The organism is Fodinicola acaciae (assembly GCF_010993745.1).
Taxonomy (GTDB): Bacteria; Actinomycetota; Actinomycetes; order Mycobacteriales; family HKI-0501; genus Fodinicola; species Fodinicola acaciae.
In genome coordinates, this window is sequence record NZ_WOTN01000001.1 from 25148 (window position 1) to 48919 (window position 23772).

Below are 23772 nucleotides of genomic sequence, written 5' to 3' on the forward strand. Positions count from 1 at the left end.
GGACGCGATGTCCGGTTTGAGTAGACAAGAAATGCAAGATCGACAATCAAACCGCTGCGGGTGACCCGTTCGACAGAGCGCGTCTAGCTCTTGGACGCGAAACTCGTCGGTCAGGCGGACAGGGCGGCCGCTTCCTCCTCCTCGACCTGGCGGTTCCAGTCGCGCTTGGAGCTCTGCCAGCCGTCCTCGTCGCGGCCGATCCGCCAATAGCCGGAGATCGACAGCCGCGACATCGGGATGTCCTTGTCCACCCGCAGAAAACGGCGCAGGTCCTTCACCATCGCCGCCTCACCGTGTACGAACGCGTGCAGCTGTCCGGCCGGAAAGGCGAACCCGCGTACCGCCTCGGCCAGCGCCTCGCCGGGCGTGCGGTCGCCGCGGTGGACCCAGACGATCTCGGCCTTCGCCTGGGTGCTCAGCAGCTGCTCCTCGTCCGGGCCGGCGACCTCCACGAAGGCGTACGCCGGCACACCGGCACCGATCCGCTCCAAGCCCGTCGCGATCGCCGGCAGCGCGCTCTCGTCACCGGCCAGCAGGTGCCAGTCGGCCTCCGCGTCCGGCGCGTACGCACCGCCTGGACCCATGAACAGGATCTCCTCGCCGGGTCGCACCGAGGCGGCCCACGGCCCGGCGAGTCCGCGGTCGCCGTGGTAGACGAAGTCGATCGCCAGCCGCCGCCTGTCGGCGTCCCAGGAGCGCACCGTGTACGTGCGCGTCACCGGCCACTGGTCGCTCGGCAGCTCGGCGCGGATCCGCGCCATGTCGAACGGCTCCGGATAGCTCACGCCTGGCCGCGGAAACAGCAGCTTCACATAGTGGTCGGTGAAGTCACCGCAGTCGAACGCCGACAAGCCGGCGCCGCCGAGGGTCACCCTGATCATGTGCGGTGTGATGCGCTCGGTGCCGAGCACCTCGCCCCGGTGGGCCGTACGGCGTTTCTCGGACATCTGCTCCCCTGGAAAGTCTAGAGGTCCGCGCGGCCTCTTAGGTTCTCCTAACTCTAGTCCGCGGTCTGCTGGATGTAGTGCCCGCCGGCCACGTCATGCACGACGACGACCGGACAGTGACCGCTGTGCAACACCGTGCGCGCGACCGAGCCCAGTGGCAGGCCGGCCACGCCGCCGCTGCCGCGCGATCCCAGCACGACGGTGCCGGCCGTACGCGACAGCTCCACCAACGCTCGCCGGGCCGGGCCGGTCGTGGTCACAAAATCCACCTTGACCTGCGGAAACCGGAGCATCCACGGCTGCAGCGCGGTGGCCAGCCGGGATCGTTGCCGGGTCGCCAGCCGCTTCCAGTCGACCAGGATCGGGATCACCATGCCGGGCGTCGGCTCGGTGGACAGGTCGTTCCACGCGTGCAGAGCCAGCAGCCGGCTGCCCTCCCGGACTGCGGCCTCGAACGCGTAGTCAACGGCCGCGCGTACGTGCGGATGGACGACGTCGTGGTCATAGTCGACGCCGACCACGATGCCGCCGGCCGTACGCGGCGGCCGGTCCGGCGGGACGATGGCCACCGGGCACTGCACCTGCGTGATGGCCGCGGCGACGGTCGATCCGAGCAGCGCGCTGCTCGCCTGTCCGGAGCCGTCCGTGCCGACCACGACCAGGCACGACGTGGTCGACGCGGAGACCAGAGCGGCGGCCGAGGACACGCGCGCGAGCTGCGACAACAGCTCGACTTCCGGCGCGACCGCGCTGGCGCGGTGACTGGCCGCGTCCAGGATCCGCTGGCCGTGCCGCTCGGAGACCCGCCGGCGGTCCGCTTCCGACGCCTTGGGATGCAGGCCGGTCGGGATCTGGAACAGCGCGTGCACCAGCCGCAGCGAGACCTTGCGCCAACTGGCTTCGGCGGCGGCCCAGCCGACCGCGGCCATCGCCGCCGCGGAGCCGTCGACGCCGACCGACACCGGCCGGCGCGAGATGGGGGACACCGTTGCCATAGCCGGGAAATCAGGCTTCGTGAGCTGACATGGTGCTCCTCGTCGTCGAGGGTCCCGTCTCGAACATCCATGCTCGCACAGGGATGTCGCCGCGTGGTCACGTACGGTAAAAAGGATCCTGACCGGAGACGTCCCCGGCCGACGAGGACTTTCGGCTCTGCTGCACCAAACGCTAGCGTCGATAACGTACAACCACGGAATGTGGCGCGATGACCGGAAACCGAGCGATGACGAGTTCGTACTGGCCGGGCCTTCGTCCGGTCGCGGTGGGCGTGGACGGGTCGGCGGCGGCGCTGGAGGCGGTACGGTGGGCCGCCGCTGAGGCCGAGTGCCGCGGCGTGCCTCTGCGCCTCGGATACGCGATCAGCCGGCAGAGCGGGCCGTGGGACCGCGCCGGTCTCGGTGTCGCCGCGCGGCGGGTCCTCGACCGTGCCGTGGCCGCCGCGACGACCGCGGTGCCGGGCGTACACGTGGGCACGTCGACGTTGCAGGCCAATCCGGTCGACGCGCTGGTGCTGCTGACGACGACCGCTGCCGAGGTCGTGGTGCTCGGCGCCGGTGGCCTGCCGGCCGAGGTCGCCACCCGCGCCGCGTGTCCGATCGTCGTCGTACGCGGCGAGCGGACCGCCGAGCTGGTCCGCTCCGGAGCCACCGTGGTGCTCGGCGCCGACGAACGTGCCGACGCCGACAGTCCGGTCGTACGGTTCGCGTTCGAGACCGCCGCTCGGCACAAGGCGCCGCTGCACGTCGTACGCACGTTGGCCGCGCGGCCGCTGGCGTCGGCCCGCTTCCCGGACGTCGAGGTCGTCGACGACCTGGTCGCCGGCCCGCCGGAGCAGGCGTTGGTCGCGGCGGCGCGCGAGGCGCAGCTGCTGGTCGTCGGCGGTCGCGCGCGCGGCGGCCAGACCGGGCTGGTGCTCGGCCCGGTGACCAGGGCCGTGCTGCGCGACGCGGGCTGTCCGGTGGCCGTCGTGCCGATCCATGGCTGAGCCGTGTTCGACACCGAGGGTCTGCAGGAGCTGGAGGCGGCGGAGTGCCTGCGGCTGCTGGCCGGCGCCGGTCTCGGCCGGGTCGTGCTCACCGAGCGCGCGATGCCGGCCGTGCAGGTGGTCAACTTCGCCATGTATCGCGGTGAGGTGGTGATCCGTACGTCCGACGGCGGCAAGCTGGCCGCGGCGACCGCCAACGCGGTGGTCGGCTTCGAGGTCGACGAGTTCGCGACCGACCTGCGGGCTGGCTGGAGCGTCGTGGTGGTCGGCCAGGCCAGCGAGGTCAGCGACGAGAACGAGCTGCGTGACGTACGCGACCTGCACGTACGCACCTGGATGCCGTTGGCCGACGACCGGTTCATCCGGATCCGGCCGCAGATCGTCAACGGACGGCGGTTGCCGGCCTGATCAGACCGGTGTCGTCACCGGCCGCAGGCTCGGCTGCCGCACCTGCGGATGCGCCACGACCACCGGACACCGCGCGATGTCGGCGACCGTGTGGCAGACCGCGCCGAGCACCGGTCCGCGCCGTCCGGACTGGCCGCGCGACCCGAGCACCAGCAGCAGCGCCCGGTCGGAGCGCTCGATCAGCGCGGCCACCGCGTTGCTGCCGGTGGTGTGCGCGTTGATCATCAGGCCGGTGCCATTGCCTGGCAGATGGCTCGCGACGGAGGCGAGGATTTCCTCCGCAGCGGTGAAACGCGCGCGCATAGCGGTCGGCGCGCACTCCAGCGACAGCGCCGCACAGCACAGCTCCAGTGGCGCGTTGTGCATGATCGCCAGGTCGGCTGCGAGCTCGGCGGCCGCGTACGACGCCTCCGAGCCGTCGATGCCGACCACGACCGGCGAGCCTGGCTCGTATGGCCGGGTCTGCGGTGGCACGGCGACGACCGGTGAGGCCGGTCCGCCGATCAGGTTGACCGCCGCCGAGTCGAGGAGCAGGTGCGCGGCGGTCGAGCCGTTGTGCCGGCCGATGACCGTCAGCCACGCGTCGCGGCTCTGCTCCAGCAGCGTCGACTCCGGCGTACCGATCCGCAGCCGCGAGGTGATCGCGATGGCGGGTGCGACCGCCTCGATGACGTCCGTCGTACGCGCGATGGCCGCGATCGCGCGCGATCTGGCGCGCAGCAGCAGCTGTGCCTCGCCGTCATCCGGTGGCCAGATGGCGGTCACCAGTCGGATGGACCGCCCGGTCGCCTGCGCCTGGCCCGCGGCCCAGCGCGCCGCGTCGTCACTGCCGGGACCGACGCTCACGCCGACCACGATCGGTGCGTTGGCTGACTTGTCCATAGCCTGACTGTCCGCCGCCACCCGGCGCTCGGCTAGCGCCGAAAGGCGGCGGCCAGTAGGGACTTTCGGCTGCGATTTTCCGAAAAACCTACGACGGGGAGGCGACCGCGTGCAGGAAGCCGTCGGCGGTCCCGTACGTCAGGATGCCGTTGACGGCGGCCGCGCTCTTGACCTCCCTGGCCGAGTGGACCGCGTAAAGAGCGGCGCCGCTGGCCAGCGCGTACGCGGTGATGCTCTGGTCGGTGCGTACGGCATAGACCTGGTTGTCGGCGGCCACCAGAAAGTTGACGCCGACCTTGGAGCCGGCGGCCGACCAGCGCTGCCGGCCGGTTTTCGCGTCCAGCGCGCCGATCGTGCCGCCTTCGTAGGAAAAACACACCGTCGTGCCGGCCGCGACCGGCGCGTTGCCGCTGTCCAGCTCGCTGACCGGTGCGTGCCACCGAGCCGCACCGGTGCGCGCGTCGTAGCCGAAGAAGCTGCTGCCGTCGTTGACCACCACGGTGTCGCCGACCACCAGCGGCGTCGACGTGCCGAGCCCCTGCTTCCAGATGTCCTTGCCGGTGCTCAGGTCTTCGGCCGTGACGCCGCGTTGCGGGTCCTCGGTGAACGTCTCGTACAGGATCCGGCCGGAACTCGCCACGTTCTGGTGGTTGTTGATCGCGTAATCGAGCTCTTTCCCGGTTTTCGCGTCCACGAAGTAGGTGAAGGCGACCGATGACGTCGTCGTCAGGAGTACGAGAATGTCGGTGCTGGAGGTGACCAGTGCGCCGGCCTCCGTGTGGTCGGTGCCGGCATCGTCCTGGCCGATGGTGTAGCGCCAGCGCTGTTTGCCGTCGGCCGCTGACACTCCGAAGACCGTACGCGCCGTGGCGACACAGACCAGGTCGCCGCTGGCCAGCGGCCACGCGAGGATGGCGGCGCCGACGTTGAACGTCCACGCGCGTTTCCCGGTGGTCACGTCGAAAGCGACCAGCTGCTTGCCGTCCGTGCCGGCGACCACCTTGCCGGCCACCGCGGTCAACGCCGGCTGCAGACCGGAAACCTGAGCCTGCCAACGAGAAACCGCCGCCGGCACCGGTTTGGCCGGCGACGGTCGCGGTGTCGGCGTACGCCGGCCGGCGAGCGCGAGAGCGGTGGCGCCGGCACCGGCTGCGGCGACGACGGCACCGGCGGCGGACAGCAGCACCGCGCGACGCGACACCTTCCTGACCGAGACGTGGTCGGCGGACACGGCGTCAGGCGCTGGTACGTGATGCGCGCGGCGGACCTGCGCGGCGATCGCGGCGGCCACCGGCGGCGGCAGCCAGTCGCCGGCCGGCTGCGGCGCGTTCGCGTTCAAGAAAGCCAAAATCTGCGCCGGCGTCGGCCGGTGTGCCGGTTCCTTGGCCAGGCAGCCGGCGACCAGCTGCCGCAGCCACGGCTCGGTCAACCCATCCAGGTTGGGGTCGGTGAAGATGATCCGGTAGAGCTGCGCGTGCGACGGACCGTCACCGCTGAACGGCTCGGTGCCGGTCGCCGCGTACGCCAGCAGCACGCCGAGCGAGAACACGTCCGAGGCCGGACCGACCTGATAGCCGGACGCCTGCTCCGGCGACATGAAAGCCGGCGAGCCGATCATCGTGCCGGTCTGGGTGAGCTTGCTGTCGTCGGCGGCGCGCGCGATGCCGAAGTCGATGACCCGCGGCCCTTCGCTGGACAGCAACACGTTGGACGGCTTGAGATCGCGGTGCACCAGCCCGGCCGCGTGGATCGACTGCAGCGCCTCGGCCAGGCTCGCCGCCAGCGCGCGTACGGTCGGCGGCGGGAACGGTCCGAAGGTGTCCAGCGCGTCGTCGAGTGCGAGGCCTGGCACGAAAGCGGTGACCAGCCACGGCGAGTCGGCCTCGGTGTCGGCGTCGATGACGGCAGCCGTGAATGCACCGCTGACCGCGCGCGCCGCGGACACCTCGCGGGCGAACCGCGCGCGAAACTCCGGATCACGCGCGAAACGCGACCGTACGACCTTGATCGCGACCAGCCGGCCGCCGGCCGACCGGCCGAGATAGACGACCCCCATGCCGCCGGCGCCGAGCCGGTTGAGCACCGCGTACGGTCCGATCTGGCGCGGGTCGCCGTCGGTCAACGGACGGCCTTCACGGCAGTCACGTCCTCCAGCGACGCGACGTAGACGGTGTCCATGCTGGCCAACGTACGCTCCGGCAGGTCGCCGACCGGCCGCGAGGCGATCTGCTTGCCGGTGCGCACGTCGATCGCGAGGAGCTTGTCGCTGGTCGCGTAGACGACACCGTCGAGCACCGCCGGCGGCGTCTCGGAAAGCGAGGTGTCACCGAGGTCGAAGTCCCATTTGCGGACACCGGTTTTCGTGTTGATGGCGTAAAGCTGCCGCGGCGCACCATAGAAGACCGCGGTGTCGCCAATCACCGTCGGCACGCCTTCGGAGCCGGAGTTGTCGGTGCCCTGCTGGCCCGGAAACGGCCACCGCTGCTTGCCGGTGGCGGCGTCGTACGCGAGCAGGTTGCCGCTGGACTCGCCGGCGTAGATGGTGTCGCCGATCAGCAGCGGCGACGAGCTGGAGCCGGCCGGCGCGCTCCACGCCTGTTTGCCGGTCTGCAGGTCGACCGCCAGCAGCGGTCCGTTGCCGCCGCCGAAATAGCAGCGTTTCGCGTCGGCGGCCAGGCCCGCCTCGCTGAACTGGCCGGTCGCCTTGAAGGTCCACAACGCCTGGCCGCTCTGCGCGTCGATGCCGTAGACGGTGCCGTCGAAGCCGGCCGCCACGACCAGGGATCCGCTCACGACCGGCGTGATGAAGCCGACCTCCCTGGCCGCGTATCGCCAGCGGTATTCGCCGGTCGTCGCGTCGACCGCGTTGACGCCGGTGTCGTCGGTGAAATACATGTTGGCGCCGGCGACGGTCGCCATGCCGGTCGCCGGCGTCGACTGCGCCCACGGGTTTTGCCCGTCACTGACCCGAAAAACCTCGACTCCGCGTTGCTTCAGCACGTAGACGATGTCGTGCGCGACGACCACGTTGAGCGTGCCGGCCGAGTTCAGGCCGGCCTGCCATCGCGTTGTTCCGGTGATCGCGTCCAACGCGTACAACGTGCTGTCCGAGGTGGCGACGAAAAGCAGGCCGCCGGCCAGCGCGATCGCGCCACCTTTCTTGAAGATCCACCGGTTGGTCTGCGCGGCTTCCACCAGCTCGTACGTTCCGGTGCCGGTCCCCGCGCAGAGCGCGACGACCGCCGCGCCCGCGCCGGCCGCCAGCAACGCGCGCCGGCTGATCCGCCGGCCGCGCGCGGTCGCGTCGGCCGACTGGTGCACGCGGTCGTCGGCCGGTGTCGGTGGATGCTCGGCGGCGCGGGTGAGCTCGGCGAGGTCGGACAGTACGGCGTCCGGCAGCCACTTGCCGTCCGGCCGCGCGACCGAGCCGAGCGTCGCGAGGATCTGCTCCGGAGTGGGCCGGGCTCGCGGATCGCGGTCCAGGCAGGCCGCCAGTAGGCCGCGCAGGTGCAGGTCGGTGACCGCGCTCAGATCCGGCCGCTCGTGGACGACGCGATAGAGCAGCAGGTGCGGCGGACCCTCGCCGAACGGCACCCGGCCGGTCGCCGCGTACGCGAGCACCGCGCCGAAGGAGAACATGTCGCCGGCCGGACCGCTGGTCTGGCCGTTCACGTACTCCGGCGCGAGGAACGCCGGCGACCCGATGAAGCCGGTCGTACGCGTCACCGCCGTACCATCCGCGGCCCGCGCGATGCCGAAGTCGATCACGCGCGGCCCGTCGGCCAGCAACAACACGTTTGACGGCGTCAGGTCGCGGTGGACCACCCCGGCTCGGTGCACCGCCGCGAGTGCCTCGGCGAGGCCGGCGGCCAGCGGCCACACGGACGGCAACGGACCGTGCTTGGTGACCGCCTCCTGGAGCGTGATGCCCGGCAGATACGCGGTCGCCAGCCACGGCGCCGCGGCCGCCGGATCGGCGTCGACCACCGGTGCCGTGTACGCGCCACTCACCGCGCGCGCGGCGGCCACCTCGCGCGCGAAGCGCTCACGAAACGGCGGCGCGGCGGCCAGGTCCTCGTGCACCACCTTGACCGCGACCAGCCGGCCGCCGGCCGACCGGCCGAGGTAGACCGCACCCATCCCGCCGGACCCCAGCCGCGCCAACAGCGCGTACCCGCCGACCGTACGCGGATCGGACCGCGTCAGCGGCTGCCAACCCAACCTGCCATCCCTCCTGCCCACTTACGCCCGCCACTTTTCCGGACCCCACTTACGTCCGGGTATGTGGGCCGGAACGCACGCATGGCCCCATACGTGCGTCCGCTTGAGTTTCAACCTCTGGGGTGATGAGTGCTTCCGCGCCACTGGACGTCTGATGGCTGGCAACGTGAGGGTCCCCGGCTGGCCTACTCTGCTCCGAGAGCCGCCCATCCGGGGCGCAGCGACCGAGTGATGTCCTTCCAGCCATCGGCTGCGCGGACCGCCGCGGAAGGTGTATGGCGTCCCGGTAGGTGGCGAAAGGGTCCACTCAATGAGATCCACAGCGCGTGCAACGCTAAATGTCTGTCTTGTGAGGTTTACCGGAGGCGGGTAATGCTGTTGTGACTGCTCGCCCGGCCGGGCTCAAGCTCCAGGGGAGCCAATTGCCGGGTTTGATGTCTTGTTAACCACCCGGTCACGCCGTCTCACCGGCATGGTTGGCCACAGCAGTCACACCAGCACCGCCCTAGCCGCCGCTGGACGTTCACAGAGACTCCCTTACGTGCGGACTCCGACGTGCGCCTGGATCGCGGCGGCGCGGACGTCGTTGCGTTCCATCCTGATCCGCCGCGCCAGCTCACGCGATCACGACCCGACCCAGGACCTGCCATGCGGCTGTGGTGCTGCGGCACCGACCGCAAAACAGACACAGCCCCAGACCGCCAGAGCCAAACAGGTGAAGACTCAAGGCCCAACGCACGCATGGTGGCCATGCGACCAAAAGTGCCGAGCTGGGTCAGTCCAGGTAGTCGCGCAGCACCTGCGACCGGGACGGGTGGCGCAGCTTGGACATCGTCTTGGACTCAATCTGCCGGATCCGCTCGCGGGTCACGCCGTAGACCTGGCCGATCTCGTCCAGCGTGCGTGGCTGGCCGTCGGTCAGGCCGAAGCGCAGCCGTACGACGCCGGCCTCGCGCTCGGACAGCGTCTGCAGCACCGAGGTGAGCTGGTCCTGCAGCAGCGTGAAGCTGACCGCGTCGACCGCGACGACCGCCTCGGAGTCCTCGATGAAGTCACCCAGCTGCGAGTCGCCCTCGTCGCCGATGGTCTGGTCCAGCGAGATCGGCTCGCGCGCGTACTGCTGGATCTCCAGCACCTTCTCCGGCGAGATGTCCATCTCCTTGGCCAGCTCTTCCGGAGTCGGCTCGCGGCCGAGGTCCTGCAGCAGCTCACGCTGTATGCGGCCGAGCTTGTTGATGACCTCCACCATGTGCACCGGGATGCGGATCGTCCGCGCCTGGTCGGCCATCGCCCGGGTGATCGCCTGCCGGATCCACCACGTCGCGTACGTGGAGAACTTGTAACCCTTGGTGTAGTCGAACTTCTCCACCGCGCGGATCAGACCCAGGTTGCCCTCCTGGATCAGGTCCAGGAACGCCATGCCGCGGCCGGTGTAGCGCTTGGCCAGCGACACCACCAGCCGCAGGTTGGCCTCCAGCAGGTGGTTCTTGGCGCGCTCGCCGTCCCGGACGATCCACCGCAGGTCGCGGCGCATCTGCGGGGACATCTTCTGGTTGGTGTCCTCGGACTGGCGCAGCCGCTCGGCCGCGTACAGGCCGGCCTCGATCCGCTTGGCGAGGTCGACCTCCTCCTCGGCGTTGAGCAGCGCGACCTTGCCGATCTGCTTCAGGTACGCGCGGACCGAGTCGGCGGAGGCGGTGAGCTCGGCGTCCCGGCGCGCCTGCTTGAGCGCCGCGGACTCCTCCTCTTCCTCGTCCTCGGAGTCGTCCTCGTCCTCGGAGTTCTGGTTGATGACGATCGTCTCGTCGACCGCGACGCTCTTGCCGTCGCCGCTCTGGCTCTCCTCGGACTCCTCGGACTCATCGTCCGAGTCGTCCTCGGCGACGACCTCGTCCTCACCGAGGTCGACGTCGTCCAGCGACACGTCCAGGTCCTCGTCGGTGAGGTCCACCGGGTCGATGTCCTCGCCGTCGACCGGCGGTTCGCCGTCCTCGCCGGCCTTCTTCGGCGCGGCGGTCTTCTTCGCGGCCGGCTTGGCCGCCGACTTCGCGGCCTTCTTCGCCGGCGGTTTGTCGGCGGCCGGCTTGTCGGTGGTGGCTTTGGCCGTGGTGCTCCGGGACGAGGTGGCGGACCGGGCCGCCACCGTACGGGACCGGGTCGGAGCGGAGCCGTCCACCACGACGGTCACCCCGGCCTGGCTGAGCGCCTGGAGCACCTTCTTGCTCTGGCTGGTGTCCAGACCGGCCGCGTCCAGGACGCGGGCGATCTCCGCGGACGTGATCGAACCCGCGGCAGCGGCGCGGGAAGCGAGATCATCGACGGTCGACCGGATGACATCGGTACGAACGGATGTGCGGTCAGCTGCTGTCACGAACGACCTTCCACGAGCCGGAGCGCGCTACACGCGCCGGGGGACCGGGACGAGTGTGTGGGCCCGGTCAGTTGCGAGCTGGGGTTCACAGATGAGCGGTGGTCTTCACGCGTCCACGCCGTCTCTGTGCCATGGTGAGCGGGGCGGTCAGGTACGCGATGTTCAATTGTAACGCCGTCTGGCGCAGAAGTTTCGCCGACGGGGACGCGGCGCGCCGGGGCCGACACGCCGAGCGGTCCGATCAGAGCCGCCATCACCAGCAACTACCTGCCGGCCACCGGGTCCGCGGTGGCCATCGCGGCCCCCACGATACCCGCCTCGTTGCGCAGGCTCGCGGGCTTCACCGGTGGCCGTACGTCGATGTATGGCAGCCACTTGTCGGCCACCTTGCTGACGCCGCCGCCGAGCAGGACCAGGTCCGGCCACAGCAGCGCGTCGACGTGCTTGAGGTAGTGCTCGACGCGGTGGGCCCACTGCTTCCAGCTCAACCCCTCGCGCTCTCTGGCCAGCTCCGCCGCTTTCCGCTCGGCGTCGTGGCCGTCCAGCTCGAGGTGGCCGAGCTCGGTGTTGGGCACCAGCGTGCCGTCGACGAACAGCGCGCTGCCGATGCCGGTGCCGAGGGTCAGCACGAGTACGACGCCGTCGACTCCGGCACCCGCGCCGTGCCGGATCTCGGCGAGGCCGGCGGCGTCGGCGTCGTTGAGGACGGTCGGCCGCACCTTGGTCGCGTCCTCGACCAGCTGCGCCACGTCGGTGCCGATCCAATGTTTGTCCACGTTGGCCGCCGAATGCGCGACGCCGTGCCGGATCACCGCGGGGAAGGCGACCCCGAGCGGGCCGTCCCACTTGGCGTCCGCGACCAGGCCGGCGATCGTCTCCACCACCGGCTTGGGTTTGCCACCTTTCGGCGTCTCCACCCTGACCCGCTCGGTGACCAGCTGGCCACTGTCCAGGTCGACCACCGCGGCCTTGATGCCGGTGCCGCCAACGTCCACCCCGAAGGCTTGCGCCATCTTCAGATCTCCTTGCTGATCACGTCGCGCCGGCACACACCCTAAGACGATCGGTCACCAGTGTGCTGGACTGGGGCCATGGCTGATGCGGGAAGTACCGAGGATGACGCGGAAGGCACCGAAGATCCGGCCGGGCTGCTGGCGGTGGCCGTACGCGTCGCGGCCGGTGCGGCCGAGCTGGTGGCCGCGCATCGCGCCGAGGCGCGCGACCACGTGTCGACGAAGTCGTCGCCGACCGACGTGGTCACGGCGATCGACAAGGCCAGCGAGACGTACGTGATCGAGCAGCTGAAAGCGGCGCGTCCCGGCGACGCGGTGCTGGGGGAGGAAGGCGGCGAGCACGCCGGCAGCAGCCGCGTACGGTGGGTCGTCGACCCGGTCGACGGCACCGTCAACCTGCTCTATGGCCTCCCGTCGTACGCGATCAGCCTGGCCGCCGAGGTCGACGGCGTCGCGGTGGCCGGCGTGGTGCAGAGCGTACCGACCGGCGAGGTGTGGACGGCCACCCGCGGCGGCGGCGCTTTTCTTGACGGCAAACCGATTCACGGCTCCGGCCAGCCGGAGCTGTCGCAGACCCTGGTCGGCACCGGCTTCGGCTATGCCGCCGAGCGGCGCCGCTGGCAGGCCGAGATCCTGGTCGAGATTCTGCCGGCCGTACGCGACATCCGGCGGATCGGCGCCGCCGCGATCGACCTCTGCTATTGCGCCGACGGACGGCTCGACGCGCACTACGAAATTGGCCTCAATCATTGGGATTTCGCCGCTGCGGGGTTGATCGCGACCGAGGCGGGGCTGCTGGTGACCGGGTTGGACGGCGCGCCACCGAGCCCGGACCTGGTGATCGCCGCCGCGCCGGCCGTGCACCAGGAGCTGCACGACCGGCTCGCCGCCGCATTACGGCGCGTACCAAGGGAAAACTGACGTTCTACGGGCCGACGGCCCCGCTGGCCTTCTTGTCCGAGCACGACAGCGTCGGCGGGTTGTCGGCCAGCCGCTTCGCCGCCGCGGCGACCTCGGTGGCGGTGGCCATCCGGGTGTAGCCGGCGCCGAGGACGACGTCGACCGTCGAGTCCTGCCGCTGGTCCATCACCGGGTCGAGCCCGATGATCTGCGACTGCAGCACCTGCGCGGCGCCGAAGCCGGACGGGCCGAACCGGACCTGGCCGACCCCGTTGACCGGGACACCGTCGCTGGCGGTGCCGATGTTCTTCACCTGGAACCCGCGGCTGGTCAGCTGTTTGCCGACCGCGCCGGCCAGGCCGTCGCGGTCGGTGGCGTTCAGGACGTTCACCGCGACATCGGCCGGCTTGGGCAGGTCTTTCGGCGCGGAGGCGGCGCGGCACTGGGCCTCGGCCAGCGTGCCGCCCTTGGTCGCGATCGCCCAGCCGGCGAAGGCCAACGCGAAGACCAGCATCGCGCCGACGATGATGAGCGCTCGCGCTCTGGCGATGCTCATGACCGGATTCCACCCCCGTCCATGCCTTCAGCGTAATGCGTCTGGGCTGGTCATGGTCGCTGAATACGCACTGGGGAGGCGGATTTGCGCCTCCGGGATGACCCGTCGTCCGACCCAGGGTGCGACAACAGGCCTGCTAACAGTACGTAAAGGAGGACCGGTCACTCATCTTGGCCGGAATGCGCGCGATAGGCGAGATCGACCAGCGGTCCGAGCCGGGACTCCATGTTGTCGAAGCCGTCGCCGAGCATCGCGCCGGCACGGTGCCTGGCAACGATGCCAGCCACGACCACGGCGAGCTTGAAAGCGCCGAAGGAGACGTACCACGGCAGCCGGCTCAGGTCGCGCCCGGATTTGGCGGCGTACTGCTCGGCCACCTCGCGGCGGGTCGGAAACCCCGGCAGGCTGCTGACCGCGGCGATCGGCAGTACGCCGGTGCGGTCGCTGTCGTCGCCGGCCTGGACCCAGTAGACGAGCAGCAGGCCGAGGTCGGCCAGCGGGTCGCCGCGGGTCGACATCTCCCAGTCCAGTACGGCCGCGATCCGGCCGGGCCCGGCGGGGTCGAGCACGGTGTTGTCGAGGCGGTAGTCGCCGTGCACGATCGGCCCGGTCGGCGCCGCCGGCGCGGTGTCGGCGAGCAGCTCGGCGAGCCGGTCCAGCCGGCTGGCCGCACCGGTCGACTCGACCGCCTCGCGGGTCGCGGCCCACTGCCGCATCCACCGCGACACCTGCCGGGTCAGATAACCCTCCGGCCGGCCGAAGTCCGCCAACCCGACCTCGGCCGGCTCGACCGCGTGCAATGCGACCAGCGTGTCGATCAGGCCGTCCGCGACCGCCTTACGGTCCTCCGGCCGGTCGGCGTACCCAGGCGGAAAGCCGTCGCGCGCGATCGGGCCCTCGACGAAACCCATCACGTAGAACGGAGCGCCGAGCACGTCCGTGTCGGTGCACAGGTGCAGCGCCGGCGGCACCGGCACGGGCGTACCGGCCAGAGCGGCGATCACGGTGTGCTCGCGCACCATGTCGTGCGCGGTCGGCAGCACGTTCCCCAGCGGCGGCCGACGCAGGACGACGGCGCCGGCCGGGCTGCTGACCCGGTAGGTCAGGTTGGACTTGCCGCCGGTGATCAGCTCGACCGACGAGCCGGCCCACGCGGGCTCGTCCAGGACCTTCGCCAGATACGGCCCGACCACCGACGGGTCCGCGCCGGTCGACTGCTCTTCGCGGGAGGACGCCACGATCGATGACCTTAGATCGCCGGCCCTCCAGAGCCAACGCTCGGCCGTGCTCCGGAAAAACGTCCCTCGCATATGGGACAGTCCCGACACGCGTACGGTGCGCGACACGCCGTTCTCCGCGTGTCGCTCGCCACCTTGTCTCGGCTTGGCCGCAATCTCGCTGGCACTGCGGTGACCAGCACATTTACTATGTCGGCCAAGTGCTGTCGGGGGCCTGGATGTCAGTTCGGTCACATGTCGGGAACATGCGGGCTTCCTGATGCGTACTAATGGGGCCGGAGGCGGTAAGGTCACGCGCTCGCCGGGTCCCTTACGCGGCTCAGGAAGGGACAGCCCGGCAGCAACCTGAAGGCCCAACCGTCCCGGAGTTCCGGACACAGAGTGACCCAGCTGGGAGTGAGAAACCGATATGGCAACCGACTACGACGCGCCGCGTCGTACCGACGACTCCGGACTCGGAGAGGACAGCCTGGAGGAGCTGAAGGCTCGTCGCACCGAGGCCCAGTCGGGGCAGGTGGACCAGGACGAGGCGGACGTCGCTGAGGCGTTCGAGCTGCCGGGTGCCGACCTGTCCGGCGAGGAGCTGACCCTCAAGGTCCAGCCGATGCAGAACGACGAGTTCCGCTGTTCGAGCTGCTTCCTGGTGCACCACCGCAGCCAGCTGGCCGAGGAGCGCAACGGCCAGCCGATCTGCAAGGAGTGTGCGGCCTAAGCGGCTGGCCGCCGACAGCGTGGGTCAAGATGGCCTGATGACTGTGGAAGTCCAGCTGCGGATGCTCGACCCCGACCTGCCAGCGCCGGCGTACGCCCATCCGGGTGACGCCGGCGCTGACGTGGTCGCCGCCGTCGACGTCGACCTGGCGCCCGGACAGCGGTCGTTGGTGCCGACCGGGGTGTCCATCGCGCTGCCGGAGGGGTACGCCGCGTTCATGCACCCCAGGTCCGGCCTGGCGCACCGCCTCGGCATCACCATCTTGAACGCGCCGGGTACGGTCGATGCCGGCTACCGTGGGGAGATAAAAGTCAATCTCGTGAACCACGGCACCGAAGCCGTGCACATCACCCGTGGCGACCGGATCGCGCAGATCGTGGTCCAGCGGGTCGAGCGCGCGGTCTTCACCCCGGTCACCGAGCTGCCCGCCTCGGTGCGCGGGGAAGGCGGATACGGATCGACCGGCGGGCATGACCGGCTCGACGCGGCAAACGCGCTCGCGGCCTCGGGAGGGGAGTAGACGGTGTTCCGACGCCGCAAGCAGAGGCAGGCCGAGAAGGAAGCGGAGTTCGCCGACCTCTCGCTCAGCGCAGACAACCGGGAAGGCGTCGACGACATCGAGGCCTGGATCGCGGAGGGTCCAGGCGGCGACCACGACGGTGACCTGACCGGCGGCGCCGGTGACGAGCGGCCGGAGCCGAAACCGGCCGGACGCCGCCGCCGGCACCGCGCCGACGACGAGGACGACGAGGCGGCCGTCGCGACCCCGGTTCCGACCCCGGCGCCGGCTCCGACCCCGGCACCGGCTCCGACCCCGGCACCGGCGAGCAGGCGCGCCGGTGGGCCGTGGGACGAGAAGGACGCGCCCGGCGACGACGGCGTCAACCGCATCGACCTCGGCGCCATGCAGGTGCCGACGCCGCCGGAGGTCGAGCTCCGGCTGGAGGCCGACCCCAACGGCCAGATCGTCACGGTCGCGCTGTTCCACGGCGTCAGCACCCTCAACCTCGGCGTGTTCGCCGCGCCGCGCAGCGAAGGCATCTGGGACGAGGTGCGCGAGGACCTGCGCAACGGCATCCAGAACGACGGCGGCCGGGTCGAGGAGGTCGACGGCGACTACGGCATCGAGCTGTACGCGCAGGTGCCGACCCCCGACGGCCTGCAGCCGCTGCGGTTCGTCGGCGTCGACGGTCCGCGCTGGTTCGTCCGCGCGGTGTTCTCCGGCCACGCCGCCATCGATCCGGAGCAGACCGGTCCGCTCGGCGAGGTGCTCGACAACCTGGTGGTCGTACGCGGCAACCAGCCGATGCCGGTGCGCGACCCGTTGCCGCTGCAGCTGCCGGCCGAGGTGGCCGAGCAGGCCGCCGCCGCGCAGCAGGAGGCCGAGGACGACAGCGGCCGGCACCGCCACCTCGACCCGCCGCAGCGCGGTCCGGAGATCACCGAGATCCGCTGACCGGCTCCACGCGCAGGTTGCGCCAGCTCGCGGTGGCGTTGAAGTCGCGTACGCCGACCGCGCCATGCGTGAAGGTGCAGTCCGTCGCGCTGGCGGCGGTGCCGTCGACGGTGATCGTGCAGCCGTCGACGGTCACCGCGAGGTGATACCAGCTGCCGGCCGGCACGCTCGGGATCGGCGTGACCGAGAGCGGTGTCCAGTTGTCGGCCTGCCGGCCGATCACGATCGAGTTCGCGGTCACGCCGACGTAGTAGCCGTCGAGGTTGTCGGTGCCGACGGTCGGATCCGTTGCGCGTACGAGCAAACCTGCGTTGCCGTTGGTGCCGACGCTGTCCAGCCGTACGTCGGCGGACACCCGATAGGAGGTCCAGGCCGTCGATCCGGCGATCGCCTTGTTGCCGCCGGACCCGCCGGTGGTCTCGCCGTAGACGCCGTTCGCGGCGCTCCAGCTGCCGCCATAGCGGATCCAGCCGGGATCGCCGGCGCCGAAGTCCGCCGCGTAGGGCAGCACCCCGGCGTTGCTCTGGCCGGTCAGCTCCTGGCAGCCGTACGGTCCGGTGATCCCGGCCGCCGCATAGCGCACCGTCGTGCCGTCGGCCGACGGCAGCAGATCGGGGCTGTAGTTGGGATTGCAGTTGGACGTGCTGCCATTCCCGATCGGCACGGCGATCGGTGCCGGCATCCACGACCACGAGTCGCCGGTCGCGCTGCTCAGCACGATCTGGTGGTCTTCCGGCGCGCCGCCGCCGACCAGGGTCTCGCCATAACCGGTGAGCAGCAGCCGGCCGGCCGGGCTCCACACGATCACCGGCGAGCCGTAGAGACCGCGTCCGTCGTCGGTGCGTACGGCGGTGCCGAGATCGCCGGCGTTCCAGGTCGCGCCGTCGGCCGAGGTCTTCACTCTGACCGCGCAGTTTCCTGGTCCGCAGACCTCGAAACTCATAATGTAGCGGTCGGTCGCCGGCATGTACGCGACCGTGACCATCCCCGGCCGGTCCGCCTGCGTCGCCGACGCGACATCCTTGACCGGTGCCGCCGTCCAGCTGTCGCCACCGTCGGCCGACACGATGTGGCCGAGAAACTGGCTGTAGGTCGCCGACTGCCGTTCGTCGGAGAAGTAAAGCAGCAGCCGGCCGGCGCGGTCGAGCATCGCGAAGGGTTCCCAGATGCCGCGCGGCGACGGTCCGCCAACCTGCGGCGCACCAACGTACGACCAGGTCGCGCCATGATCGTCACTGCGCCACTCGCGGATGGTCGTCGCCGTGCTGTTTTTGTCCACTGTCAAGCCAAAAAGCAGCAACGTACCGGCTGGATGGCCACCAAGCTGCCGTGGCAGCTCGTACAGGAACGGCTGGAAGGAGTAGGTGTCGCCCGGCACCTCGGACAGCGTCGACCAGGTTGCTCCGTCGTCGTCACTCCGCCTGACAACGTACGACGAGACGCCACCGTTTCCGTCCCAGTGCTCGAAAGTCGCCAGCACCGTCCCGGTCGACAGCCGGATCATCCGCGCATACGCCATGCCCTCACTGGCCGACGCCGGCGCGTACAACGGATCGCCTTGTACGTTCGCGACCGCTGCCTGCGCCCCACCGACGACCAGGAAGGCCGCCGCGGCCGCGATCACTACCCGCCAGAGTGCTAGTTTTGGCCGCATGACTACCCTTCCGGGGGATTTGGTCCGTTGAGAGCGTGGCCGGCGTTGGGTCCGTGGTCAAGAGCCGAAGCTGGCCGAGCGGCGATTTCGCGTGGCCGGCTTGTGCCGGCGGGGTGTGCCAGCGAGGTCGGGAGGAGGCGGGGAGAGGCTGCTGGGTTTTCCTGGTTGTTGCGTTGGGTGGGTGGTGGCGCCTGCGCGGCGGGCGCTCCTGCGCGGAGGGCGACCTCAAGGGGAGGGGTGCGCGGGGTTTGTTTGTGGTTGGGTTGGGTGCCGCGCGTGCGGTTTGGTCTGTGGTGTGGACCAGCAGTGTAGCTGGGGCGCCGGCGGTGCCGTGGCGTCCCGCCCTGTGGCGAGAAGGTCCACTATGTGGGACGCGAAGGTATGTGGAGCGCTAAATGTCCGGCTTGTGAGGGTCGCGGATGGCATGAATGTCGAGTTACTTGCGTTGGACGCAAGAAACAAGGCTCTCACGCCGCAGTGATCACTGGAGGCTGTGACGGGTGTGACTACTGAGGCTGACAATGCTGCTGTGATCGCCTGGCTGTAACAGACGTCCGTTTTGATGTTTTGTTAAACAAGTATTACGCAGTCAGCCGCCCCAGCAGGATCGTTTGGCGTCCAGACCGACGGGTTGCTTCCCATACGTGACCGAGCAAGCCTAGAGGACCCAGCCTCGCCCGCAAACCGCCGCCCGCACCCCTATGCACACCGATTGGCGGCCACGCGCCCCCTCCCTTGAGGTCGCCCTCCGCGCAGGAGCGCCCGCCGCGCAGGCGAAAACCAACCACCCACCCAACGCAACAAACAAGAGACGCGACCACCTTCCCAACGCAACAATCAGAAGTCGCAACCACACCCCCTTCACCTCACCGCTGCAACCTATCCAACGCCACATTCACCCCCAACACATTCACCCCAGGATCCCCAACAAACCCCAACCCCCGACCATACGAATTGTCGGCCACGACCTTCTCCACCTGAGCCACCGACAGTCCCCGCGCCTTGGCAACCCGATTGACCTGAATAGCCGCATACGCAGGACTGATGTCGGGATCCAGTCCAGAACCACTGGCCGTCACCGCATCCGCCGGCACCAACGACTCCGGTACGCCGTTGAACTGCGCGACCTGCGTCCGCCGTTGCTTGATCGCCTTGACCAGGTCAGGGTTTGACGGGCCGAGGTTGGACGCGCCAGAGGACGTGGGGTCATAGCCGGTCTTGCCGGCGGCCGACGGTCGTGGCTGGAAATAGCGTGGCAGCGGGTTTCCCTTGTCGTCGGTGAAATTCTGGCCGATCAGCGCAGAGCCGACGACCTTGCCGTTGACCTCGACGCGGGAGCCGTTGGCGGCGCTGGGGAAGACGACCTGCGAAATGCCGGTCACCAACAGCGGATACGCCAGGCCGAGGATCACCGTGAAGACCAACAGTGCACGCAGAGCCGCGACGTGCATGCGGATCCAGTTTGGCAGTGTACGCATGAGAAAATCACCGAATCCCGGGGATGAACTGGATGACCAGGTCGATCAGCTTGATGCCGATGAACGGCGAGATCAGGCCACCGAAACCATAGATGAGCAGGTTGCGGCTCAGCATCGACGCCGCGGAGGCGGGTTTGTAGCGTACGCCGCGCAAAGAGAGCGGGATCAGCGCGACGATGATGAGCGCGTTGAAGATGATCGCCGAGACGATCGCCGATGTCGGACTGTGCAACCGCATGATGTTCAGCGCGTCCAGGCCAGGGTAGGCGACCGCGAACATCGCCGGGATGATGGCGAAATACTTGGCCACGTCGTTGGCGATCGAAAACGTCGTCAGAGCGCCGCGGGTGATCAGCAACTGCTTGCCGATCTCCACGATCTCGATCAGCTTGGTCGGGTTGGAGTCCAGGTCGACCATGTTGCCGGCCTCTTTGGCCGCCGACGTGCCGGTGTTCATCGCGACACCGACATCGGCTTGCGCCAGCGCCGGGGCGTCGTTGGTGCCGTCGCCGGTCATCGCGACCAGTTTGCCGCCGGCCTGTTCGCGTTTGATCAGCGCCATCTTGTCTTCCGGCGTGGCCTCGGCGAGGAAGTCGTCGACGCCCGCCTCGTCCGCGATCGCCTTGGCGGTCAACGGGTTGTCGCCGGTGATCATGACCGTACGAATCCCCATCGTGCGCAACTCGTCGAAGCGTTGCCGCATGCCGGTCTTCACCACGTCCTTGAGGTGAATGACACCGACGATCGCTATCCTTTCGGCGTTTTTCTCGGCCACCACCAGCGGAGTGCCGCCAGAACCGGAAATGCCGTCCACCGCCTCGCCGAGCGTCGGTGGTACGTGCCCGCCTTCCAGCCGGACCCAGTCGGCGACGGCGGCCGCGGCGCCTTTGCGGATCTGCCGGCCGTCCGGCAGGTCGATGCCGCTCATCCGGGTCTGCGCGGTGAACGCGACGAAATCCGCGCCGGGCAGCTCGCCGGCCGCGCGCTCCCGCAGGCCAAACTGGGTCTTCGCCAGCACGACGATGCTGCGGCCTTCAGGAGTTTCGTCGGAAAGGCTGGAAAGTTGCGCCGCGTCGGCGACCTCCTCGGCGGAGAAGGCGCCGATCGGAAGAAACTCGACGGCCTGCCGGTTGCCGAGCGTGATGGTGCCGGTCTTGTCCAGCAGCAACGTGTTCACGTCACCGGCGGCCTCGACCGCCCGGCCGGACATCGCCAGCACGTTGCGCTGCACCAGCCGGTCCATGCCGGCGATGCCGATCGCCGACAGCAGCGCGCCGATCGTCGTTGGAATAAGGCAAACCAGCAGCGCGGCCAACACGATCAACGACTGCGGCGCCTGGGAGTAGATCGCCATCGGCTGCAGTGTCACCACCGCGAGCAGAAAGATGATGGTGAGGCTCGCCAGCAGGATGTTGAGCGCGATCTCGTTCGGCGTCTTCTGCCGCGACGCGCCTTCCACCAGCGCGATCATCCGGTCCACGAAGGTCTCGCCGGGGCGCGAGGTGATCCGTACGACGATCCGGTCGGAGAGCACGCGCGTGCCACCGGTCACCGCCGACCGGTCGCCGCCGGCCTCGCGAATGACCGGCGCCGACTCGCCGGTGATCGCCGATTCGTCAACGCTGGCAATGCCTTCGACGACGTCACCGTCGCCAGGGATGACCTGTCCGGCCTCGACGACGACGTGGTCGCCGACCGACAGGTCGTTGGCGCGCACCTCGGTTTCCGGTGTGTCCGCGCGGCCTTTCCGCCAGCTGGAAAGCCGCCGCGCGACCGTGTCGGTGCGCGTCCTCCGCAGCGTTTCCGCCTGCGCCTTGCCGCGGCCTTCGGCGACCGCTTCGGCCAGGTTGGCGAAGACGTTGGTCAACCACAGCCACACGGCGATCACGATCGCGAACACGCTCGGCTGCAGGATCGCCATGATCGTCGTGATGATCGAGCCGATCTCCACGATGAACATGACCGGGTTTTTGTACAGCGTCAGCGGATTGAGCTTTCTGACCGCGTCAGGCAACGACACCAGCAGCTGTTTGGGCTCCAGCAACCCGCCCTGTACGCGGTGCGGAGTCGCCTTGTCGGCATGTTTCTGTTCCGGCGCCTGAGAAGGCGCCTCGGTGGTGGTCACTCTCTCTCCTCTTACAGACCTTCGGCCAGCGGGCCGAGAGCCAGCGCCGGGAAGTACGTGAGGCCGACGACGATCAGGATCACGCCGACCAGCATCCCCACGAAGATGCCTTTGTGGGTCGCCAGCGTGCCGGCGGTCTCCGGCACGGCACCTTGTTGCGCCAGTGATCCGGCCAGCGCCAGCACGAAAACCATCGGCACGAACCGGCCGAGCACCATGCACAGCCCCAAAGCGGTGTTGTAGAACGGCGTGTTCACCGAGAGGCCGGCGAAAGCCGAGCCGTTGTTGTTGGACGCCGACGTGAACGCGTACAACACCTCGGAAAGTCCGTGCGCGCCGGGATTCAGGATGCCGCTGGTTCCCCACGGAATGGCGATCGCCAGGCCGGTGCCGATCAACACCAGCGCCGGCGTGGTCAGGATGTAGAGCGAGGCCAGCTTGATCTCGCGCGCACCGATCTTCTTCCGCAGATATTCCGGCGTACGGCCGACCATCAGACCCGCGACGAAAACCGTGACGATGGCCAGGACCAGCATGCCGTACAGTCCGGATCCGGTGCCGCCAGGAGCGATCTCACCAAGCATCATGTTGAAAATCGCGATGCCGCCCCCGAGTGCCGTGTACGAGTCGTGGAAGGAGTTGACCGCACCGGTCGAGGTCAGGGTGGTGGAGCTGGCGAACAGCGCGGATAGCGGTACGCCGAAACGCACTTCCTTGCCTTCCATGGCCGCACCGGCCAGCTGTGGCGCGAGCCCCGGATGCGCGGTCTCGACCCAGGTGAGCAGGCCGACCGAAGCGGCCCACAACGTCCCCATCACCGAGGCGATGGCAAAACCCTGCCGGTTGTCGCCGACCATTTTGCCAAACGTACGAGGCAACGCGAACGGGATCAGCAGGATGAGGAAGATCTCGAAAAGACTCGTCCAGGCACGCGGATCCTCGTACGGATGCGCCGAGTTGGCGTTGTAGAAACCGCCGCCGTTGGTGCCGAGCTCCTTGATGGCCTCCTGCGAGGCGACCGGACCACCGGTCAGATGCTGTGTGGCACCGGCGATCGTGTGCGCGTCCGTGCCGGACGACAGGTTCTGTACGGCGCCGCCGGCGACGAGCACGAGCGCGCCGACGAACGCGATCGGCAGCAACACGCGCAGGCTCGCGCGCGTCAGGTCGACCCAGAAGTTGCCGAGCCGATTTGTCTTGGACCGCGCGAAACCGCGTACGAGTGCGACCGCGACCGCGATGCCGACGGCCGCCGACACGAAGTTCTGTACGGCAAGGCCGGCCATCTGCACGAGATGACCCATCGTCGACTCACCGGAATAGGACTGCCAGTTGGTGTTGGTGACGAAGCTGATCGCGGTGTTCCACGCCTGGTCCGGCGCCACCGGTCCGAATCCGAGCGACAGCCACAGCTTGTCCTGCAGCCGCTGGAAAAGATAGAGGAACAGCACCGAAACGGCGGAGAAGGCCAGCACACTGCGCAGATAGACCGGCCAGGTCATGTCCGCGTCGGCGTCGATGCCCATCACCCTGTAGAGCACGCGCTCCACACGATTGTGTTTGGCCGCGGTGAAAAGCCACGCCATGTAGTCGCCGAGCGGCTTGTAGAACGCGGCGACCGCCACCACCAGCACGATGACCTGCAGCCAGCCGGCCATCAGAACTTCTCCGGAAACAGCAGCGCCACGATCAGATAACCGGTCAGCACGACGGCGACCGCCAGGCCGACGAGGTTGGCCACGAGTTGTACGGTCACAGCCGCTCGACTCCTCTCGCCACCAGGGCGATCAGGGCGAACACCGCGACGGTGAGCACCACGAAGATCAG

General features: G+C 69.2%; 20 protein-coding genes. 6 read left to right on the forward strand and 14 right to left on the reverse strand.

Annotated elements, in window-relative coordinates:
• Positions 1-110: 110 nt before the first annotated feature.
• Positions 111-947, reverse strand: a complete 837-nt coding sequence (locus tag GNX95_RS00115; protein WP_163504715.1) for a siderophore-interacting protein — start codon at positions 945-947, stop codon at positions 111-113.
• A 53-nt stretch (positions 948-1000) separates the two neighbouring features.
• Complete coding sequence (locus GNX95_RS00120; protein ID WP_163504716.1) at positions 1001-1933, reverse strand: universal stress protein; 933 nt, start codon at positions 1931-1933, stop codon at positions 1001-1003.
• 218 nt (positions 1934-2151) lie between these two features.
• Between GNX95_RS00120 and GNX95_RS00125 the strand changes: the two genes are divergently transcribed.
• Positions 2152-2931 carry a universal stress protein gene (locus tag GNX95_RS00125; protein ID WP_163504717.1) on the forward strand — a complete coding sequence of 260 codons (780 nt, stop codon included), beginning with the start codon at positions 2152-2154 and terminating at the stop codon, positions 2929-2931.
• 3 nt (positions 2932-2934) lie between these two features.
• On the forward strand, positions 2935-3339 hold the full coding sequence (locus GNX95_RS00130) for a pyridoxamine 5'-phosphate oxidase family protein (protein WP_163504718.1): 405 nt from the start codon (positions 2935-2937) through the stop codon (positions 3337-3339).
• Here GNX95_RS00130 and GNX95_RS00135 read toward each other — a convergent pair whose 3' ends face one another.
• The 5 genes from GNX95_RS00135 to ppgK form a co-directional block, all read right to left on the reverse strand.
• Positions 3340-4221 (reverse strand): universal stress protein, encoded by an 882-nt coding sequence (locus tag GNX95_RS00135; RefSeq protein ID WP_163504720.1) that lies wholly within the window; start codon positions 4219-4221, stop codon positions 3340-3342.
• Positions 4222-4309: 88 nt separating this feature from the next.
• A complete protein-coding gene (locus GNX95_RS00140; protein WP_163504722.1) occupies positions 4310-6343 on the reverse strand; it encodes a protein kinase domain-containing protein in 2034 nt (677 codons plus the stop codon).
• Positions 6340-8442 (reverse strand): outer membrane protein assembly factor BamB family protein, encoded by a 2103-nt coding sequence (locus GNX95_RS00145; protein ID WP_163504724.1) that lies wholly within the window; start codon positions 8440-8442, stop codon positions 6340-6342. The genes GNX95_RS00140 and GNX95_RS00145 overlap by 4 nt, the downstream gene beginning before the upstream one ends.
• A gap of 775 nt (positions 8443-9217) precedes the next feature.
• Entirely contained in the window at positions 9218-10813 is a 1596-nt protein-coding gene (locus GNX95_RS00150) for an RNA polymerase sigma factor (protein WP_163504726.1), read from the reverse strand.
• 263 nt (positions 10814-11076) lie between these two features.
• Positions 11077-11826 (reverse strand): polyphosphate--glucose phosphotransferase, encoded by a 750-nt coding sequence (gene ppgK, locus GNX95_RS00155; RefSeq protein WP_163504728.1) that lies wholly within the window; start codon positions 11824-11826, stop codon positions 11077-11079.
• A 78-nt stretch (positions 11827-11904) separates the two neighbouring features.
• Here ppgK and GNX95_RS00160 point away from each other — a divergent pair, with 78 nt between their 5' ends.
• Complete coding sequence (locus GNX95_RS00160; RefSeq protein ID WP_163504730.1) at positions 11905-12747, forward strand: inositol monophosphatase family protein; 843 nt, start codon at positions 11905-11907, stop codon at positions 12745-12747.
• 4 nt (positions 12748-12751) lie between these two features.
• Here the strand turns inward: GNX95_RS00160 and GNX95_RS00165 are convergent, their stop codons facing one another.
• Both GNX95_RS00165 and GNX95_RS00170 read right to left on the reverse strand, forming a co-directional pair.
• Positions 12752-13282, reverse strand: coding sequence for a LytR C-terminal domain-containing protein (locus tag GNX95_RS00165; RefSeq protein WP_163504732.1), 531 nt, complete (start codon positions 13280-13282; stop codon positions 12752-12754).
• 161 nt (positions 13283-13443) lie between these two features.
• The gene (locus GNX95_RS00170; protein WP_222853302.1) at positions 13444-14520 is read right to left on the reverse strand and encodes a phosphotransferase family protein; all 1077 of its coding nucleotides are present in this window, start codon (positions 14518-14520) and stop codon (positions 13444-13446) included.
• A gap of 409 nt (positions 14521-14929) precedes the next feature.
• On the opposite strand from GNX95_RS00170, the gene GNX95_RS00175 reads away from it, so the two are divergent.
• From GNX95_RS00175 to GNX95_RS00185, 3 genes are read left to right on the forward strand one after another with little or no spacing between them, the layout of a single operon-like run.
• On the forward strand, positions 14930-15232 hold the full coding sequence (locus GNX95_RS00175; RefSeq protein ID WP_163504734.1) for a DUF4193 domain-containing protein: 303 nt from the start codon (positions 14930-14932) through the stop codon (positions 15230-15232).
• A 37-nt stretch (positions 15233-15269) separates the two neighbouring features.
• Positions 15270-15752, forward strand: a complete 483-nt coding sequence (gene dut, locus GNX95_RS00180; protein WP_163504737.1) for a dUTP diphosphatase — start codon at positions 15270-15272, stop codon at positions 15750-15752.
• 3 nt (positions 15753-15755) lie between these two features.
• Complete coding sequence (locus tag GNX95_RS00185) at positions 15756-16688, forward strand: DUF3710 domain-containing protein (protein ID WP_222853303.1); 933 nt, start codon at positions 15756-15758, stop codon at positions 16686-16688.
• Here GNX95_RS00185 and GNX95_RS00190 read toward each other — a convergent pair.
• The 5 genes from GNX95_RS00190 to kdpF form a co-directional block, all read right to left on the reverse strand.
• The gene (locus GNX95_RS00190) at positions 16672-18312 is read right to left on the reverse strand and encodes a 3-keto-alpha-glucoside-1,2-lyase-like domain-containing protein (protein ID WP_163504738.1); all 1641 of its coding nucleotides are present in this window, start codon (positions 18310-18312) and stop codon (positions 16672-16674) included. The genes GNX95_RS00185 and GNX95_RS00190 overlap by 17 nt on opposite strands.
• A gap of 896 nt (positions 18313-19208) precedes the next feature.
• Positions 19209-19820: a potassium-transporting ATPase subunit KdpC gene (kdpC, locus tag GNX95_RS00195; protein WP_163504740.1), complete on the reverse strand. Its 612-nt coding sequence runs from the start codon at positions 19818-19820 to the stop codon at positions 19209-19211.
• A 7-nt stretch (positions 19821-19827) separates the two neighbouring features.
• The gene (gene kdpB / locus GNX95_RS00200; protein WP_163504742.1) at positions 19828-21945 is read right to left on the reverse strand and encodes a potassium-transporting ATPase subunit KdpB; all 2118 of its coding nucleotides are present in this window, start codon (positions 21943-21945) and stop codon (positions 19828-19830) included.
• An 11-nt stretch (positions 21946-21956) separates the two neighbouring features.
• The gene (kdpA, locus tag GNX95_RS00205; RefSeq protein ID WP_163504744.1) at positions 21957-23603 is read right to left on the reverse strand and encodes a potassium-transporting ATPase subunit KdpA; all 1647 of its coding nucleotides are present in this window, start codon (positions 23601-23603) and stop codon (positions 21957-21959) included.
• Entirely contained in the window at positions 23603-23701 is a 99-nt protein-coding gene (gene kdpF / locus GNX95_RS00210; protein ID WP_222853304.1) for a K(+)-transporting ATPase subunit F, read from the reverse strand. The genes kdpA and kdpF overlap by 1 nt, the downstream gene beginning before the upstream one ends.
• Positions 23702-23772 lie beyond the last annotated feature (71 nt).

Bases quoted from the DNA above. Each gene is read 5' to 3' on its own strand.
- GNX95_RS00115 (WP_163504715.1), bottom strand. From the start codon at position 947: ATGTCCGAGAAACGCCGTACGGCCCACCGGGGCGAGGTGCTCGGCACC.
- GNX95_RS00125 (WP_163504717.1), top strand. From the start codon at position 2,152: ATGACCGGAAACCGAGCGATGACGAGTTCGTACTGGCCGGGCCTTCGT.
- GNX95_RS00135 (WP_163504720.1), bottom strand. From the start codon at position 4,221: ATGGACAAGTCAGCCAACGCACCGATCGTGGTCGGCGTGAGCGTCGGT.
- ppgK (WP_163504728.1), bottom strand. From the start codon at position 11,826: ATGGCGCAAGCCTTCGGGGTGGACGTTGGCGGCACCGGCATCAAGGCC.
- GNX95_RS00160 (WP_163504730.1), top strand. From the start codon at position 11,905: ATGGCTGATGCGGGAAGTACCGAGGATGACGCGGAAGGCACCGAAGAT.
- GNX95_RS00165 (WP_163504732.1), bottom strand. From the start codon at position 13,282: ATGAGCATCGCCAGAGCGCGAGCGCTCATCATCGTCGGCGCGATGCTG.
- GNX95_RS00175 (WP_163504734.1), top strand. From the start codon at position 14,930: ATGGCAACCGACTACGACGCGCCGCGTCGTACCGACGACTCCGGACTC.
- dut (WP_163504737.1), top strand. From the start codon at position 15,270: ATGACTGTGGAAGTCCAGCTGCGGATGCTCGACCCCGACCTGCCAGCG.
- kdpC (WP_163504740.1), bottom strand. From the start codon at position 19,820: ATGCGTACACTGCCAAACTGGATCCGCATGCACGTCGCGGCTCTGCGT.
- kdpA (WP_163504744.1), bottom strand. From the start codon at position 23,603: ATGGCCGGCTGGCTGCAGGTCATCGTGCTGGTGGTGGCGGTCGCCGCG.